The following is a 15,242-nucleotide window of genomic DNA, read 5'->3' as shown; positions in this document are numbered from 1 at the left end:
GCTTGACTTTCAAATGCGAATCATTATCGTTTACGACCACCCCGACAGGAGCGCGACCATGTTCGAACCACAGCCTTTCGCCGGCGCCGGCTCCGTTGCGGCGCAGTCCCCGGTCTTCGACAGCGCTCGCCCGCTGCCGACCAAACTGCGCATCGACAGCGCGCGCCTGCTCGGCGGCGCGCGCGAACTGGTGATCGAGCACGCGGGTCAGGAGTACCACCTGCGCCTGACGCGCAACGACAAGCTCATCCTCACGAAATAAGTGCCGTGTGCGTGCGACTCCTCCGCTCCATCCTGCGTGCACCCAGCCGCCTGGTTTCGACCCTCATGGCTGCGCGAGGGCGGCGCAGCCACTCGTTGCAACTGGTCGATTGGCTGCGTGATGAACCCGAGCTTGGCAACGGTTTGCTGCAGCTGGGCCGCGAGCGTCGCGACGATTGGCAGCTGTGCCAGCTGCGGCGACCCGCAGCCGAACCGGGCGCTGCGACTGCGCCGAACTCATCATCGCATGGCGCGCCGGCGCGGATTCGCGGCCAGGAGGTGCATGCATGAGCATTCTGGAAACCGGCAGCTTCGATGCACCGACGGCTTCGGACTGGCAGCTCATCGACCTCGCGGCGATCCGCCGCGCTCGTGCGCCCGCGCCGCTGCGCGGCCTCGAACTGGGCTGCCTGGCCGAGCTGCTGCCGCGACTTGGACCGGTGCTGTGGCTCGACTGCGCCGCCCGGCAGCAAGACGACCAAGCCGGACTGACGCGCCGCGCCGCGCGCAGCGGCTTGCTCGTGTCCGGCCAACTCGATGCGCTCGTCGCAGCCAGCCGCGTGACCGCGCACGCCACCGTGACCAGCATGGGTTTGCGCGAATTCCTCGGCTTTGCCGACGCCGCGGGAAACACGCTCGCGCGGCTCTACCTCTTGCCCGATACCGACTGCCTGGCGTGGGATGAAATGACCCACGCCTGCGCGCTCGATCCCGAAGCGACGCCCAACAAGGCTAGCTGGCATGCGCACGGCGCGTTTCGTCGCGGTGCCTTCGCACGACTCGGGCCAGCGCGTCGCGCGCGCATGGCCAGGTTCGAACTGCATGGCCCACCCGGCATGCGCACGCTCGATGCGCGTCCTCCTTTGCGCCTGTCGCTGGTCGGCATGGAGCGCGCCCGCCAGATTGCGCGCGAGGAAGGGGCCGAATTGATCGGCGTCGGTGCCGGCGACTGAATCCCGGTCGAAGGCGAGATTCAAGCACCGCGATCGCTGCGCAGCGCTTGCTGCTTGCGGCGATCGCGTGCGGCGTCGCGGCCAACCAGCACGCCCAGCGCGATGATCCCCGCGACCACCAGCAGAGCGCCCAGCGCGGCCCAGCCACGCGGAATCGCTTCGCCGAGAAACAGCACGCCCAAGGCGCTGGTGAACAACAACTCGGCCGCCTGCATCGCCTCGACTGCGCCGAGCGCGGCAGGCTGATTGCGTACCAAGCCGGTTGCGTGGAAGAACACCACGGTCGCGATCACGCCGGTGAACAGTGCCACGCCCAGCGCGAGTGTCATCTGCATCGCTGGCGGTGGCCCGGCTTCCTGCCATGCGAACACGGCGACCAGCCACCAGAACGGTTGGCTCGCGAGCGTCATGCCGAACACGCGCTGGGTGGCGTCGAGCTGTTCGCCGGTGCGCTCCAGGTGCAGCAGGATCGCGCGGTTGCCCAGCGGATACAGCGTGGCCGACGCGGCCACCAGCAACAGCGCGAGCCAGGCGTCGGCATCGAGATGGCCCTCGAAATGCGCGGCTTGCATCAGCGCCACACCGAACACGATCACGCAGCCCAGTGCGAGCGCCGCGCGCGGCAGGCGTGCACGCTCGTCGCGATAGAGCAGCGGGCCGAGCAGCATGCCGGCCACCACGGTGAGCTGGAAGGTGCCCGCCACCAGCCAGGCCGGCGCATGCGCGGCCGCCCAGGTCAGACACACGCAGAACAGGCCGAAACCGATGCTGCTCCACGTCAGCCACGCTACTGGATGCGCCCGCAACGCGCGCCATACCGGCGCGAAAGCGCCGCGCCAGGCAACCACGATCGCAAGCAAGGGCAAGGTGAACAGGTAGCGCAGCGCCGCCGACCACGCCCAATGGCCGCCTTCGTTGGCCATCGCGCGGTTGAGCACATAAGTCGAGGTGAAGAACAGCGCCGAGGCGAGGCCGAGCAATACCGCGCGAAGTTCATGCTGGCGCGATTGAGCGCTCACCGGCGCACCCGGCTGCCACGCAGATTGGAAATCGAGAAGCTCGCCACGTCACCCTCGAGGGTGCGCAGCGGCTGGCCGATCGCCGGTGCCAGCGCAAGTGCGTAGATCACTTCCCAGGTTGCCGGCAGCACGCCGTCGCGGCGGAAGACTTCGTAGGCCTCGATCACGCGCGCGAGATGCGTCTTGCCCATCAAGCTGCGGCTGCGCTGCGCATCGGCATTGGTTGCGCCGATCGCGCGCAGTTCGCGCATCAGCGAGCGCAAATCGGCGTAAGTGAGCACGAAATCCTCGCGCTCCATCACGGGATCACGGAATCCGCTGGCAAGCAGGCCGTCGCCGATGTCGTGCATGTCGATGAAGCGACTCACATGCGGCGCGGCATCCACCGATGCGAACGCACTGCGCAGCTCGTGCAGCGTGTCGGGACCGAAGGTGGAAAACACGAGCACGCCCTCGGGTCGCAGCACCCGCCGGAACTCTGCGAGCGCGAGGCCCGGGTCGTCACACCACTGCAGGCATAGATTGGCGTGCACCAGATCGACGCTGGCTGCAGCCAGCGGCAGCGCCTGGGCGTCGCCAGCGACGCAGGCGAATGTCGCCGGCGTTCCGGCGCGTTGCTGCGCGAGCTGCAGCATCGGCAGGGCGAGGTCGAGCGCAATGATCTGCGCTTGCGGCCAGCGCTTGCGCAGGGCGCTGGCGCCGATGCCCGGGCCGCAACCGACATCGAGCACGCGCTGCGGTGTGAATTCGCGCTCGTCGAGTTGCTCGCGCAGGCGTCGGCCGACCTCGGCCTGCAGCACCGCATGCGCCTCGTAACTTGCCGCCGCGCGCGAGAAGGCATGGCGAATCTGGCCCGGATCAAGACCCGCGCTCATGCCGGCAGCTCCGCGGCAAAGCCGTGCAACGCCGTCGCGATCTCGCGCGGATGGCTGATGAAGGGCGCGTGGCCGCTGTTGATTTCGAGGTATCGCGATGCAGGCGTGCGCTGCGCCGCCCATTGCATCGCGGTCGACGGCACCAGCCGATCGCGGCGCGCGGAAATCCACAGGCTCGGCATCTTCAGCGCGGCAAGCTCCGCGCGCAGGTCGTGACTTTCCAGCGCACGCAGGCCATCGCGCAGTGCCGTCAGCGAAGGCTCGCCATGCGCAAACACGCGCGCCTTGAGCTCGCGAAGTTCGGTTTGCGCGTGCGGCGAACCCACGGTCTCGAGCGCAAGGAAACGCTCGACCGTGTCGCGATAATCGCTTTGCAGACTGCTTTCGAAACCGCTGAACACCGATAGCGGTACACCGTGCGGCCAATCGGGCGCGGCCACGAAGCACGGACTCGATGCGATCAGCACCACGCCGCGGACCTGCGGCGCATGCTCGATTGCCGCGCGCAGGGCGACCATGCCACCCAGCGACCAGCCGACCCAGATCGCGCGCGGCACGCGTGCGGCGATGCGAGCCACGCAATCGGCCAGTTCGAAGCGCGATTCGCCATTGCTGCGACCGTGACCGGGCAAGTCGACCAGATGCACGCGCAGATCATCGCCGAGCTGCTCGAGCAGCGGCGCGAAGATGTCGCCGTGCATCGCCCAGCCGTGGATGAGCACGAGGTCGTGGCGCGCATCATGCGCGCCCATGGTTTCGATATGCATGTCAGTGCAAAGCTTGCGTGTTGCCGCCGCCGGACGCGGCCTGAGCGCGCAATTTTACGATGCGCGGCTCCAGCAGTCGCCACAGTCGCTGCGCGTGGGTGCGCTGGCAGCGGCCGCGCGCGCAGCCAGCGTGGCCGCGCGAGGTTGCGTGCGATCTGCGCGGCCAGCCAGTCCGGATCGAAGGCGTCCCACACGCCGGCCGTGGCGCACAGATTTCCGTGCAGGATGGGATGGACCTCATCGAGCAAGAGGCTGCGCAGTTGCGCGAGCGTGAAGGGTGAGGCCGCCAGAATCGGCAGCGCGCAGCGGATGTTTCCGCGCAGCGGCTGATCGAGATACAGCCACGACAAGGCGCGCAGTGCCTCGGCGCGGGCGGCCTCGCTCATCGCGCAACCGCAGCGAGTGCGTCGAGCAGGGCCGCCACATCGGCTTCGCAGTGCGCTGCGCTCAGGGTGACGCGCAGGCGGGCCTGGCCTGCGGGCACGGTCGGCGGGCGCACCGCCGGCACATGGAAACCACGTTGCGCGAGGCGTGATGAAGCCGTCAGCGCGGCTTGGGCGTTACCAAGCAGGATCGGTTGGATCGCGCTGTGCGATTCGAGCACGGGAAAGTTCAGCGTCCGTGCGCCGTCGCGGAACTGCGCGATGCGTGCGTGCAGACGCGCGCGGCGTTCGTGGTCGTTGCGTGCAATGCCGAGCGCGGTGAGCGTGGCCGAGGCGAGCGCAGGAGGCATCGCCGTGGTGTAGATGAAACTGCGCGCACCCTGCACCAATGCTTCGATGAGCATGGCCGGGCCGGCGACGAAGGCGCCGAAGCAGCCGAGTGCCTTGCCCAGCGTGCCCATCAAGAGCGGCACCTGAGTTTGTCCGAGGCCGGCTTCGGCAAGGCTGCCGGCGCCGTCTGCGCCGAACACGCCCAAGCCGTGCGCATCATCGACCAGCATCAGTGCACCCGTGTCCGCGCAGAGGCTGGCGAGCTGCGCGAGCGGCGCGACATCACCGTCCATGCTGAACACGCCGTCGGTCGCGAGCAGCGCAGCCGCCTGCGGCAGACTCGCCAACTGGCGTGCCGCCGACTCGACGTCCGCATGCCGATAGCGGCGCAGCGTCGCGCCCGACAGCCGCGCGCCATCGATCAGGCTGGCGTGATTGAGCTTGTCCTGCACGCACAGGTCGCCGGCTTCGAGCAGGCCGGCGAGCACGCCGAGGTTGGCCATGTAGCCGGTCGAGAACAGCAGCGCGCGCTCGCGTCCGGTCCACTCCGCGAGCGCGGCTTCCAGTTGCGCGTGCTCGTCGCGATGACCGCCGAGCAGATGCGCGGCGCCGGCGCCGACGCCACTCGCATGCGCGGCGCGCGTGAGTGCCGCGACCAGCGCCGGATCGCGCGCGAGACCGAGATAGTCATTGCTGGAAAAATCGCGTTGAAGCTGGCCCTCGATCAGCACCCACGCGCCTTGTTGCGGCATGCAGGTTCGCACCCGGCGCAGGAGTTGCGCCTGTTCGCGCCGCAACCGTTCCGCGGCGAGGCGCTGCATCAGGTCGGGGCGGGGCGTCGCGCGCGCCGGCGCGTGTTCGACACCCGACATCAGTGGATTCCGAGTTGGTGCGCCAGTCGTTCGGCGGCGACACAGCCGACCTGGGTCGGCAGATAGGCTTCGCGCAAGAGCGGCAGCGCCGACTTGAGCAGGCTGCGCGCTTCGTCCTTGCGGCCTTGTCGTGCACGCAGCGCAGCCTGTTCGGCCTGCGCCAATGCGAGCTCGCTCGCGGGTGCCTTGCCGGCCTCGAGGATTGCGATCGCCGCACTGAGTTCTTGGTCGGCGATGGCGAGCTGGCCCTGGTCGAGCGCAATGGTCGCGTGCAGGCGATGCAGCAAGCCAAGATTCTTGTGCGTGGGCGGCAGCTTGCTTGCCCACAAGCGCATGGCTTCCTCGACCAGCGGCAAGGCGACCGCGGCCCGCCCCGCGCGTTGCTGCGCGAAAGCCAGCTGGAACGTCGTGTTGGCGTATTCGGCCGAATCCTCGCCATCGATGCGGCGCGCGCGTTCGCGCAAGTCGGCCAGCGCGGTGGCCGCCGCAGCGCCTTGTCCATCCAGCGCCCGCGCGCGCGCGGCGAGTCGCTCGATTGCGCGGTGGCCGTCATTGTCGCGCTCGATGCCGCCGGCATCGAGCAGGGCCAAGGCTTGCGCAAGCAATTGCCGCGCGCGCGAATAGTCGCCGATGTTCTCGTAGCTGACCGCGAGGTTGGCGGTAAGCGCGGCGCGATTGAACGGACCTTCACCTTCGGGGATCTTGAGCGTGGCGAGTATCCGGGTCGCCTCGCGGAAGCGACCTTGTTCCTGCAATGCCAGCGCCAGTTCGTTGTTGAGTTGCAGCATGCGCATGCCGCTGTTGCCGATCGTCTGCTCCTGCAAGGCGATCAGTTCGCGCAGCGCGGCTTCGGCTTCGGCCGGCTTGCCGCAGGCACGCAGTGCCGAGGCGCGATTGCGCATCAACCATTGCCGATCTGCCGCACGGGGATCCGTGCCGGACAGATGCGCAAGCGTGTGCTCGGCGACCGTGATCGCTTCGCTGCAGCCACCATTGCTCGTCAGTTGACTCGACAGAAATCCCGCCGCGCGCACCTCGAGATCCAGCGGCAAGGATGTCGCGTGGGTCGGCGTTGCCAGCACTTTTCGCAGCAGCGCAATCGCCTGAGCGCCCTCGCCGGCATTGATGTGCCAGATCGCCAGCGACAACTGATTGCGGGCATGCGCGAGCGCATCACCGGCGGCAAAGCGATCACGCAGCGCAGCCGCTTGATCGAGTGCGGCACGCGCCGGTGCCTTGCGATCGAGGATGCCGAGCAAATTGGCGTACTGGTCGTAGTCCTGCGCCAGTTCGAGCGCCTGCTCGCGACTGCCCGGCTCGGCCTTGGCGAGGCCTTGCTCGAATTGTTCGACCGCCGCTGCCGAATCGCCGAGCGAGTCGTAGAGACGACCAAGCAGACGCTGCATCGAGCGCGTGACGGCGGGATCGTGCGTGTCCTGCGCGAGCTTGGTCTTGGCGCTGTCGAGCAACTCACGCACGCTGACCGTCTTGCTCAGCGCGTTGTCGGGCGCGGCGGCGCTGAAGGCATCGGTGAGAAAGTTCAGCGCGGCGCGCGCACTGGCGGCGTCACGTTCGGAGGCCGCCTGCGCCCGCTGCGCCAGCGCCTCGGCGGCGAGTGCGCGCGCGCGTTCACGATCCAACCGCCAGACGAATGCGGCCAGCATGGCAGTGACCACGATGGCGGCCAGCACTGCGAGGCGATGCCGCAACACGAACTTGCGCAGCCGATAGGCGCGCGTGATACGCGCCGCGCGCACCGGGCGACCGTCGCGGTAGCGGTCGAGATCGTCGCGGAATTCGCCGGCGCTGGCATAGCGTTGCGTCGGCTCTTGCGCGCAGGCCTTGGCGAGGATGCCGGCAAGTTCGGCATCCAGCGGCAGCGCAGGCAACGGCGTGGCCAGCATCCGCGGCGAGCCTTGCACCAATTCGCGCAACAGCACACCCAGACTGTAGATGTCGCTGGCGGTGGTGATCGCGCGACCTTCGCGCTGTTCGGGGCTTGCGTAGGCCTCGGTGAACACGCGCGTGGAGGTGTCGCGCGCGGCCGCGCCGGTATCCAGATCGACCAGGCGGGCGATACCGAAGTCGAGCAGCTTGACCTCGCCGGCCGCATTGACCAGCACGTTCGCGGGCTTGATGTCGCGATGCACGACCAGATGCTGGTGGGCATGGCCGATGGCATCGAGGATCGCATCGAACAGGGCCAGTCGTTGCGCCAGCCGAGGCGCATGGCGCGCGGCGTAGTCGAGCAGGGTCAGGCCATCGACATGCTCGAGCGCGAGCCAGGGCTGGCCCTGCGCGGTTTCGCCGCCATCGAGCAGGCGCGCGATGTTGGGATGATCCAGGCCGGCAAGGATCTGCCGCTCCAGGCGCAGGCGGCGCAGGCCGTCGGCGGTCGGAAAGCCGCGCAGGATCTTGATCGCGACGCGCTGCTCGAAGCCGCCATCGACACGTTCGGCGAGAAACACCGTGCCCATGCCGCCGGCACCGAGCTCGCGCAGGAGTCGATACGGCCCGAGGCGTTCGCTGCGTGGTGCCGAAAGCTGCGCCACGCCCTGTTCGAGCGCACGCGCGAGCGGATCATCCGGATCGCTGTCGGCTGCAAGCAGGCGCCGCAGCATGTCGCGTTCATCCTCGCTGATCGTCAGCGCCGCGAGCGCGGTCTCGCGCTGGGCGATGGGCAGGGCGGACAGGCGTTCGAAATCCTCGGCAAGGCGGTCGAGTGAAGGCGCGCTCATGCGCACAACGCGGTCTTGAGCCAGGCGCGCGCGAGGCGCAAGTCACGGTCGACCGTGCCTTCGGAAACGGCCAGCGCGGCGGCGACCTCGGGTCGGCTGAGGCCGCCGAAATACACCAGTTCGATCGTTTGCGCGCGGCGCTGGTCGTTGAGCGCGAGTTCGCTCAGGGCTTCGTCGATGCGCACGAGCTGGTCGTCGCCGGCGTTGGCGGCGAGGTCGATCGCCGCATCGATCTCGACATGCTCGGCGCCAGCGCCACGCTTGTCGGCCAGGCGCTTGCGCGCGGCATCGACCAGCACCTGGCGGGTTGCCTGCGCGGCGACATGGTAGAAATGACGGCGATCGGCCCAATCCAGATTGCTGCCGAGCAATTTCAGCAGCGCCTCGTGGGCGAGATCGGTCGCGCTGAGCGTGGCGCCGGGCATGTTGCGCAGCGATTGCATCGCGATCGCGCGCACGTTGGCGTAGACGCGCTGCATGAGCGCCTCGCGCGCCTGCACATCGCCCCCGCGCCACGCAACCAGCAGGCGGGTGATGTCGTGGTCGCTGGCGGCGTCGCTCATGGCGCGCATTGTAGCCACTGGCAACGCGCCGTCGCCGAGCTTCGATTCGGCCCACCCACAACCCACGGGTCGTTCGTGTGGCGGCCCGTGGGTTGTCGGTTGCACAAAGGCGCACGGGATGTAGCTGCGCCAGCGCATGCACCCCCATCGCGCGCGCCTCGGCCTGTGCGCCACCCTCGTGCCGGCGCTGGCACGGCTGTTGCGGCGGCGCCTTTCGGGACGGCGCAATTGCGCCGACGCGGGCGCAGCGAGCACAGCGCTTGACGCGTCTCGGCTAGTGAGACAGTCTGCGGACACCCTGTCCGCATTTCGTCCCTATGGAGGTCCCGGCATGGAAGACGTCCGCACCCTGCTCGCCAGCCTGCGTGGCCGCTACAACCAGCGTGAACTCGCCGCAGCGCTTGACGTCACGCCACGTACCCTGCGGCGTTGGCAGGTCAGGGAAACCGATCCGCCGCCGTATCTGGCCGATGCCATTCGCCAACGCCTGCTGCCGTTGACCGATTCCGCGGCGTCGAAGTCAGGCGACTTCCGCTTCATCGACCTGTTCGCCGGCATCGGCGGCATCCGCATGGCGTTCGCGGCGCACGGCGGGCAATGCGTGTTCACCAGCGAATGGAACCCGTGGGCGCAGAAGACCTATCTCGCCAACTTTCCCGAATCCGCGCACGCGCTCGCAGGCGACATCACGAAAATCGACGAACGCGACATTCCCGATCACGACGTGCTGCTTGCGGGTTTTCCCTGCCAGCCCTTCAGCATCGCCGGGGTGTCCAAGAAAAACGCGCTGGGCCGCGCGCACGGCTTCGCCGACCAAACGCAGGGCACGCTGTTCTTCGACGTGGCGCGCATCATTGCGGCAAAGCGTCCCGCCGCGTTTCTGCTGGAAAACGTCAAGAACCTAGTCAGTCACGACAAGGGCAACACCTTCCGCGTCATCAGGAAAGTGCTGGAAGAAGAACTCGGCTACCACATCGCCTGCAAGGTGATCGATGGTGCGCATTTCGTGCCGCAGCACCGCGAGCGCATTCTCATCGTCGGTTTTCGCGAGCGCACGGACTTCAGCTTCGACGATGTGATCCTGCCGACCGACAAGCCGAAGCTGTCCAGCATCCTGCATCCGCAAGATGGCGCCGAAACAGCCGAATCGCACTACACCAAAGGCCCCAAGGCCACGGTCGACGCGCGCTACACGCTCACGCCGAAGCTGTGGGCGTACCTGCAGGCCTACGCCGCAAAGCACCGCGCCGCCGGCAACGGTTTCGGCTTCGGGCTGGTCGATGGCGACAGCGTCGCGCGCACCTTGTCTGCCCGCTACTACAAGGACGGCTCGGAAATCCTCATCGCGCAAGGCCCGCGCAAGCGTCCGCGCCGGCTCACGCCGCGCGAGTGCGCGCGGTTGATGGGCTTCCCGGATGATTTCGTGATACCGGTGAGTGATACGCAGGCGTACAAGCAATTCGGCAACAGCGTGGTCATGCCGGTCATGCGCGAAGTTGCGCGCGTGATGAAACCGCGTATCCTGGAATTGATCGACCCTGGACTTGCAAGACAGAAATCCCTGTTGGTCGCTTGAAGGAGAAGACAGATGAGCGTTTCAAGGATCCCCGTTTACGATCGCTTCAACCCGAACGGCATGTTGCTCTGGTTCTCCGAAATGGCACGACGCGACTTGTTGTTCCACCCGGAAGAATCAGCAAAGGACATCTTCCGCACCGAAGACGGGACACCGTTGTTCACGGAGCTGGAAAGCAGAGCAGCGGACAAGGTGTTGGCAGAGATGTTCGCCGAACATGGCGACAAGGTGATCGCGGCCTGCTATCCCGTGTTCATGCGCAAGGCGGGCATCCCGCGAGCACTCGACGCGTGATGAGCGACGTAGTGGATCGCGCCACGCGGAGCCGAATGATGTCCGGCATCCGTGGCAAGAACACAGAGCCCGAACTGATCGTGCGCAGCTTCCTGCATCGAGCGGGGCTGCGCTTCCGGCTGCATGCCAAGGTACCAGGGAAACCCGACCTTGTCTTGCCCAAGTACCGGACGGTTGTTTTCGTGCATGGCTGCTTCTGGCATCGTCATGAAGGATGCCGCTACGCCACGGTGCCAGCGAACAATGCAGCATTCTGGAAGGAAAAGTTCGCCAACAATATAGGGCGCGATGCAAAGGTGAAGGGGCAGTTGGAAAAAGTGGGTTGGCGCGTTCTGATCGCTTGGTCCTGTCAGTTGAGCAAACGCGAGTTGGCGGGGCTTGCAGCAACAATCGGTTGTTCGCGGACGCTGCGGTTGTGCCGATGATCGAGGCTGTCGCAAAGTTGATGGTGCCGAAGCTCAGCGCAAGGAAATCCATCATGTCAGATGCGATCGCGGTGTCTCGCAACGCGTTTCCGACTAAGGGAAATTGGACGAGCGAGCAGCTCAAGCTCGCGTTCTACTTCTACTGCTTGACTCCGTTTGGAAAACTGCACAGCAGGAATCCGCAGATCATCGAATTGGCCGGGTTGATCGGGCGAACGCCCGATGCGCTGGCGATGAAGTTGGTCAACTTTGCGAGCCTCGATCCGTCGATCACGGGAACCGGTCGCAAAGGGCTGAGCGGCGCGTCCGCCCGGGACCGCGAAGTGTGGAACGCGTTTCATGCGGATTGGGAGCGACTCGCCACCGAATGCGAGCAACTTCGAGAATATTTGCGGGGCGAACGCCGTCAGGCGCCGGAAGCATCGCAGCCGAGCGACGACGAATTCGTACTCGACGATTTCTCCGGCGAAACACGCCAAGCCATCGTTCAGCAGCGCATCAAGCAAGCGTTTTTCCGGCGCGCAGTGTTGGCCAGCTACCGCGGGCGCTGCTGCATTTCAGGTGTGAGCGATGCGCGTTTCCTCGTCGCTAGCCATATCGTGCCGTGGCGGGAGGACAAAGCCAATCGCCTGAATCCGAGCAACGGACTGTGTCTGTCCTCCATCCACGACAAGGCGTTCGACAAGCATCTGTTCTCGCTGACCGACGACCACCGCATCCTGCTATCGACGCAACTCAAGGCGAGTGAGGACACGTTCTTGCGCGAGGTGTTCTGGTCGATTGACGATCGCGTCATCGAGCTGCCGGAACGGTTCCGACCAGAGCCCGCGTTCGTGCGTAGCCATCGCGAAGCAATGCTGCGCGGTGCCGCATGAAGAACATCACGATCGGCCGTGCTGGGAGCGACTGGGCACCTGCGGCAGCCGCGCGCTATTACGCGCAGCGAGGCGATGGCGAGGAGTACGCCTTCGGGCCGACGCCTGCCGAAGCATTGGCGCGGCTCCAAGCGCGCGAAGCCGCTGGTGTCGCCAACTTCGACAAGAGTCTTGCCGAGGAAGTCGCATTCCTTGCCCTCGGTGCCGCCAATGTCCTCAGGGATCAGCCAAGCGTGAAGTTGGATGCATACGGCGGCTACATGGGCTTCATCGGTGAAGTGATTCGACACGCACCGCTGCTCGCCGCGTATTGGAAGCGGATGGGAGACGATGGATTCGACGGCGTCTGGCTTTACGACGTCACCGAACGGTTCGGACGTGAGTGGGCCGAAGGCCTCATCGCAGGGTCAACGCAATGCCCTACGGCGCACCTCGAATGCATCATCCGAGACGAGCTGGAAAAGTGGGCGTGAGCACGGTTGATCCCGAATGGCTGCGGGAGTTTGACGCCGAAATGAAGCGGCTATTTGGAGTAGATCGCGACGATTTGGGTGTGGATGACGAACGCCTCGCCAGACTCGGCGATCTACCACCGCGAGAAGCAGCCGCATATTTTGGCGACAAATACGACTTAATCCGCGTGGATGGGTATTGGCGTCCACGCGTACGATGAAGGGTAGCGCTCACGCATCCGCGTGCTCTGGGTTCTCCACGACCTCCACATGCGCCGTCGCCGCTTCCACCTCGACCTGCAGCGCGTGGACGCCCAGACGCGCGAACAGGGCTGCGTCGCGGTCGCAATTCGGATTGTCGGTGGTCAGCAGTTTTTCGCCATGAAAGATCGAATTGGCCCCGGCCAGGAAGCACAGCGCCTGCAGTTCGTCGCTCATCTGCGCGCGCCCCGCTGACAGGCGCACCATCGAGGCCGGCATGAGGATGCGCGCGGCGGCGATGGTGCGCACGAATTCGAATGGATCGAGCTCCACTTCTCCGGCCAGTGGCGTGCCTTCGACGCGCACCAGTCGGTTGATCGGCACCGAGTCCGGGTGCGCGGGCAGGCAGGCCAGTGTCTGCAACAGGCCGGCGCGCTGCGCGCGCGTTTCACCCATGCCGACGATGCCGCCGCAACAGGTCTTGAGACCCGCGTCGCGCACATGCGCGAGGGTGTCGAGACGATCCTGATACTCGCGCGTGTGGATGATCTGCCCGTAGAACTCGGGCGCGCTGTCGAGGTTGTGGTTGTAGTAGTCGAGCCCGGCGTCCTTGAGTGCCAGCGTTTGCGTCGGCGTGAGCATGCCGAGCGTGGCGCAGGTCTCCATGCCCAGTGCCTTGACCGCAGCGATCATTGCCGCGACCTTGGGGATGTCGCGGTCCTTGGGCGAGCGCCAGGCCGCGCCCATGCAGAAGCGCGTCGCGCCATCGGCCTTGGCCTGCTGCGCCTTGTCCAGCACCTCGTCGAGTTCCATCAGCTTGGTCGCATCGACCCCGGTGTGATAGCGCGCCGCCTGCGGGCAATAGGCGCAATCCTCGGGGCAGCCGCCGGTCTTGATCGAGAGCAGGGTCGATACCTGCACTGCGTTGGGATCGTGATGTGAACGATGCACCGCCTGCGCGCGTGCGAGCAGGTCGGCGAAGGGCAGGTCGAGCAGGGCGAGGACTTCCTCGCGCGTCCAGTCGTGACGGATGGCAGCCATGCAGGTTCCGGTAGAGTGACCAGGAGCGCCCGACGTGGACGGCACCGTGCAGGGCGCGGGGCCGCGCGCCAAGGCGGCGAGCGCGCAGAGTCTCGGGGTGCGGCAGGAGCCTGTCAACTTGAACATACGAGGCAAGGTTGACGAGATCGCGACGCGGGCCTTGCGCGGTCTGCTGCCGCCGCGCTGCCTGCTGTGTGGCGCGCCGGGTGAAGGCGATCGCGATCTGTGTGCGGGCTGTGCAGGTGACATGGCACGCAATCAGCCTTGTTGCGCACGCTGCGCCGAGCCGCTCGCCGTCGCCGCATTGATGTGTGGTGCCTGCCTGAAGCACGAGCCACCATTCGCGGCTGCATGGGCACCGCTGCGCTACGCGCATCCGCTCGACCTGATCGAGGCGCGCTTCAAGTTCCACGGCGATCTGGCTGCCGGCCGCGTGCTCGCCGACTTGCTGTGTGCGGCGGCCGACCAGCAAACACCACCGCGGCCCGACTGCCTGATTCCGATCCCGCTGCATGCCACGCGCCTGCGCGAGCGTGGCTACAACCAAGCGCTCGAACTCGCGCGACCGCTCGCCGCGCGGCTCGGCATCCCGCTGCGCATCGACCTGCTCGAACGCACGCGCGCCACACCAGCGCAAACCGGGCTCGATGCCGCCGCGCGCAAGCGCAATCTCCGCGGCGCATTTGCGTTGCGTCCGCACGCCGAGCTGCCGCAGCACATCGCCGTGTTCGATGACGTAATGACCACGGGAGCAACCCTGCGCGAAGCGGCGCGGGTGCTGCGCCGCTCCGGTGTCGCGCGCATCGATGTTTGGGCGCTGGCGCGCGCGCCGCAGCGTCGCTGAAGTTTCCGCGGCGACCGCGTGCCAGCGGGCGCATCGCAACGCTTGGCGAATTCAGCGTTCGCCGCCCTTGGCGGAATTGCGGGCGATGGCTTCCTGTGCTGCCGCACTGCGCTCCTGGGCGCGCACAAGACGCCAGAACAACACCAGCACGAAAACACCGGCGGCCAGGAGCGCGAGGAACCACAAGCCCCAGAAGAACAAGAGCGAGAAGTTGCTGACCATCAGACTCTCCTTGTTGATGTTGATCGAACATCGGGCGAGGCGTGCCGCACGTCGATGCAGCGCGGGTGTCGGAGTGTATCCGAGGGCGTGATGAGTGATTCGGGAACCCGTTGCTTTATCACTTCATGCGCATCGTCGAGCTTGAAGCAGCCGGCGGTGCCACGCGCGCTTTGCCGCCGACAACGCCGATGGGTTCAACGCGCTTGCCAGTGTGTGTAGAGATAGAACACGCCGCCGGCTTGCACGAGCAGCCAGATCCAGCCGCTCGCGGCCAACTGAAAACGCATATTCAAAGAACGCTGTGCCTGCGCGCCCAGATGGATGCCGAAGTTGGCAATGGCCAGCGAGATGGCTTGCATTGCCAAGCCACCGCGCGGCCGCAACCAACCCCAAGTCAAGGGATCAAGGCGCATCAAGGCCAGGTAACCAAGGAGTATCAGCGCCGAGACCAGCAGAGCGAGCTTCGTCATGGGTTTGCCGACTTTTCACGGTTGATGGATTTGAACGGGAGGCAAGGCGCTGGCGACAGGAACCGGAACACCAGCGATGTC

At 66.4% G+C, this 15,242-nt stretch carries 18 protein-coding genes and 1 pseudogene; 9 read left to right on the top strand and 10 right to left on the bottom strand.

The window, feature by feature from the left end:
* The first annotated feature begins 58 nt into the window (after positions 1-58).
* Both KF759_RS00995 and KF759_RS00990 read left to right on the top strand, forming a co-directional pair.
* Positions 59-262 (top strand): hemin uptake protein HemP, encoded by a 204-nt coding sequence (locus KF759_RS00995; RefSeq protein WP_291222348.1) that lies wholly within the window; start codon positions 59-61, stop codon positions 260-262.
* Positions 263-548: 286 nt separating this feature from the next.
* Positions 549-1,214, top strand: a complete 666-nt coding sequence (locus KF759_RS00990) for a hypothetical protein (RefSeq protein ID WP_291222347.1) — start codon at positions 549-551, stop codon at positions 1,212-1,214.
* A 20-nt stretch (positions 1,215-1,234) separates the two neighbouring features.
* Here KF759_RS00990 and KF759_RS00985 read toward each other — a convergent pair whose 3' ends face one another.
* The 7 genes and pseudogenes from KF759_RS00985 to KF759_RS00955 form a co-directional block, all read right to left on the bottom strand.
* The gene (locus KF759_RS00985) at positions 1,235-2,233 is read right to left on the bottom strand and encodes a multidrug resistance efflux transporter family protein (RefSeq protein WP_291222345.1); all 999 of its coding nucleotides are present in this window, start codon (positions 2,231-2,233) and stop codon (positions 1,235-1,237) included.
* Positions 2,230-3,108: a malonyl-ACP O-methyltransferase BioC gene (gene bioC, locus KF759_RS00980; protein ID WP_291222343.1), complete on the bottom strand. Its 879-nt coding sequence runs from the start codon at positions 3,106-3,108 to the stop codon at positions 2,230-2,232. Before bioC ends, KF759_RS00985 begins: the two co-directional genes overlap by 4 nt.
* Complete coding sequence (gene bioH, locus KF759_RS00975; protein WP_291222341.1) at positions 3,105-3,875, bottom strand: pimeloyl-ACP methyl ester esterase BioH; 771 nt, start codon at positions 3,873-3,875, stop codon at positions 3,105-3,107. Before bioH ends, bioC begins: the two co-directional genes overlap by 4 nt.
* A 1-nt stretch (position 3,876) precedes the next feature.
* Positions 3,877-4,261, bottom strand: a pseudogene (locus tag KF759_RS00970) (hypothetical protein).
* Positions 4,258-5,460 (bottom strand): 8-amino-7-oxononanoate synthase, encoded by a 1,203-nt coding sequence (gene bioF, locus KF759_RS00965; RefSeq protein WP_291222339.1) that lies wholly within the window; start codon positions 5,458-5,460, stop codon positions 4,258-4,260. The pseudogene KF759_RS00970 and the gene bioF overlap by 4 nt, the downstream one beginning before the upstream one ends.
* Positions 5,460-8,198: a serine/threonine-protein kinase gene (locus KF759_RS00960; RefSeq protein ID WP_291222337.1), complete on the bottom strand. Its 2,739-nt coding sequence runs from the start codon at positions 8,196-8,198 to the stop codon at positions 5,460-5,462. Before KF759_RS00960 ends, bioF begins: the two co-directional genes overlap by 1 nt.
* On the bottom strand, positions 8,195-8,761 hold the full coding sequence (locus KF759_RS00955) for an ECF-type sigma factor (RefSeq protein WP_291222335.1): 567 nt from the start codon (positions 8,759-8,761) through the stop codon (positions 8,195-8,197). Before KF759_RS00955 ends, KF759_RS00960 begins: the two co-directional genes overlap by 4 nt.
* Before the next feature lie 331 nt (positions 8,762-9,092).
* On the opposite strand from KF759_RS00955, the gene dcm reads away from it, so the two are divergent.
* The 6 genes from dcm to KF759_RS00925 are packed head-to-tail and all read left to right on the top strand — an operon-like array spanning position 9,093 to position 12,604.
* Entirely contained in the window at positions 9,093-10,337 is a 1,245-nt protein-coding gene (dcm, locus tag KF759_RS00950) for a DNA (cytosine-5-)-methyltransferase (protein ID WP_291222333.1), read from the top strand.
* Between the two features lie 60 nt (positions 10,338-10,397).
* Positions 10,398-10,631, top strand: coding sequence for a hypothetical protein (locus KF759_RS00945; protein ID WP_291222331.1), 234 nt, complete (start codon positions 10,398-10,400; stop codon positions 10,629-10,631).
* Positions 10,631-11,056 (top strand): DNA mismatch endonuclease Vsr, encoded by a 426-nt coding sequence (gene vsr, locus KF759_RS00940; RefSeq protein WP_291222329.1) that lies wholly within the window; start codon positions 10,631-10,633, stop codon positions 11,054-11,056. Before KF759_RS00945 ends, vsr begins: the two co-directional genes overlap by 1 nt.
* Positions 11,053-11,931, top strand: a complete 879-nt coding sequence (locus KF759_RS00935; RefSeq protein ID WP_291222328.1) for an HNH endonuclease — start codon at positions 11,053-11,055, stop codon at positions 11,929-11,931. Before vsr ends, KF759_RS00935 begins: the two co-directional genes overlap by 4 nt.
* Positions 11,928-12,404: a hypothetical protein gene (locus KF759_RS00930; protein WP_291222327.1), complete on the top strand. Its 477-nt coding sequence runs from the start codon at positions 11,928-11,930 to the stop codon at positions 12,402-12,404. Before KF759_RS00935 ends, KF759_RS00930 begins: the two co-directional genes overlap by 4 nt.
* Entirely contained in the window at positions 12,401-12,604 is a 204-nt protein-coding gene (locus tag KF759_RS00925) for a hypothetical protein (RefSeq protein ID WP_291222325.1), read from the top strand. The genes KF759_RS00930 and KF759_RS00925 overlap by 4 nt, the downstream gene beginning before the upstream one ends.
* Before the next feature lie 10 nt (positions 12,605-12,614).
* Here the strand turns inward: KF759_RS00925 and bioB are convergent, their stop codons facing one another.
* Complete coding sequence (gene bioB / locus KF759_RS00920) at positions 12,615-13,625, bottom strand: biotin synthase BioB (protein ID WP_291222323.1); 1,011 nt, start codon at positions 13,623-13,625, stop codon at positions 12,615-12,617.
* Between the two features lie 118 nt (positions 13,626-13,743).
* On the opposite strand from bioB, the gene KF759_RS00915 reads away from it, so the two are divergent.
* A complete protein-coding gene (locus KF759_RS00915) occupies positions 13,744-14,469 on the top strand; it encodes a ComF family protein (protein ID WP_291222322.1) in 726 nt (241 codons plus the stop codon).
* Positions 14,470-14,520: 51 nt separating this feature from the next.
* On the opposite strand, the gene KF759_RS00910 is transcribed toward KF759_RS00915, so the two are convergent.
* Together KF759_RS00910 and KF759_RS00905 are read right to left on the bottom strand one after the other, a co-directional pair.
* On the bottom strand, positions 14,521-14,691 hold the full coding sequence (locus tag KF759_RS00910; protein WP_291222321.1) for a hypothetical protein: 171 nt from the start codon (positions 14,689-14,691) through the stop codon (positions 14,521-14,523).
* 194 nt (positions 14,692-14,885) lie between these two features.
* Positions 14,886-15,161: a hypothetical protein gene (locus KF759_RS00905; RefSeq protein ID WP_291222320.1), complete on the bottom strand. Its 276-nt coding sequence runs from the start codon at positions 15,159-15,161 to the stop codon at positions 14,886-14,888.
* Positions 15,162-15,242 lie beyond the last annotated feature (81 nt).

Source organism: Dokdonella sp. (genome assembly GCF_019634815.1).
Taxonomy (GTDB): domain Bacteria; phylum Pseudomonadota; class Gammaproteobacteria; order Xanthomonadales; family Rhodanobacteraceae; genus Dokdonella_A.
The sequence above is the reverse complement of the archived record's forward strand: the minus strand, read 5'-3'. Positions and strand labels throughout refer to the sequence as shown.

Excerpts from the sequence above, each read along its gene's own strand:
- KF759_RS00995 (WP_291222348.1), top strand. The coding sequence starts at position 59 with ATGTTCGAACCACAGCCTTTCGCCGGCGCCGGCTCCGTTGCGGCGCAG.
- KF759_RS00990 (WP_291222347.1), top strand. The coding sequence starts at position 549 with ATGAGCATTCTGGAAACCGGCAGCTTCGATGCACCGACGGCTTCGGAC.
- bioC (WP_291222343.1), bottom strand. The coding sequence starts at position 3,108 with ATGAGCGCGGGTCTTGATCCGGGCCAGATTCGCCATGCCTTCTCGCGC.
- bioH (WP_291222341.1), bottom strand. The coding sequence starts at position 3,875 with ATGCATATCGAAACCATGGGCGCGCATGATGCGCGCCACGACCTCGTG.
- bioF (WP_291222339.1), bottom strand. The coding sequence starts at position 5,460 with ATGTCGGGTGTCGAACACGCGCCGGCGCGCGCGACGCCCCGCCCCGAC.
- KF759_RS00960 (WP_291222337.1), bottom strand. The coding sequence starts at position 8,198 with ATGAGCGCGCCTTCACTCGACCGCCTTGCCGAGGATTTCGAACGCCTG.
- KF759_RS00955 (WP_291222335.1), bottom strand. The coding sequence starts at position 8,761 with ATGAGCGACGCCGCCAGCGACCACGACATCACCCGCCTGCTGGTTGCG.
- dcm (WP_291222333.1), top strand. The coding sequence starts at position 9,093 with ATGGAAGACGTCCGCACCCTGCTCGCCAGCCTGCGTGGCCGCTACAAC.
- KF759_RS00945 (WP_291222331.1), top strand. The coding sequence starts at position 10,398 with ATGTTGCTCTGGTTCTCCGAAATGGCACGACGCGACTTGTTGTTCCAC.
- vsr (WP_291222329.1), top strand. The coding sequence starts at position 10,631 with ATGAGCGACGTAGTGGATCGCGCCACGCGGAGCCGAATGATGTCCGGC.
- KF759_RS00935 (WP_291222328.1), top strand. The coding sequence starts at position 11,053 with ATGATCGAGGCTGTCGCAAAGTTGATGGTGCCGAAGCTCAGCGCAAGG.
- KF759_RS00930 (WP_291222327.1), top strand. The coding sequence starts at position 11,928 with ATGAAGAACATCACGATCGGCCGTGCTGGGAGCGACTGGGCACCTGCG.
- bioB (WP_291222323.1), bottom strand. The coding sequence starts at position 13,625 with ATGGCTGCCATCCGTCACGACTGGACGCGCGAGGAAGTCCTCGCCCTG.
- KF759_RS00910 (WP_291222321.1), bottom strand. The coding sequence starts at position 14,691 with ATGGTCAGCAACTTCTCGCTCTTGTTCTTCTGGGGCTTGTGGTTCCTC.
- KF759_RS00905 (WP_291222320.1), bottom strand. The coding sequence starts at position 15,161 with ATGACGAAGCTCGCTCTGCTGGTCTCGGCGCTGATACTCCTTGGTTAC.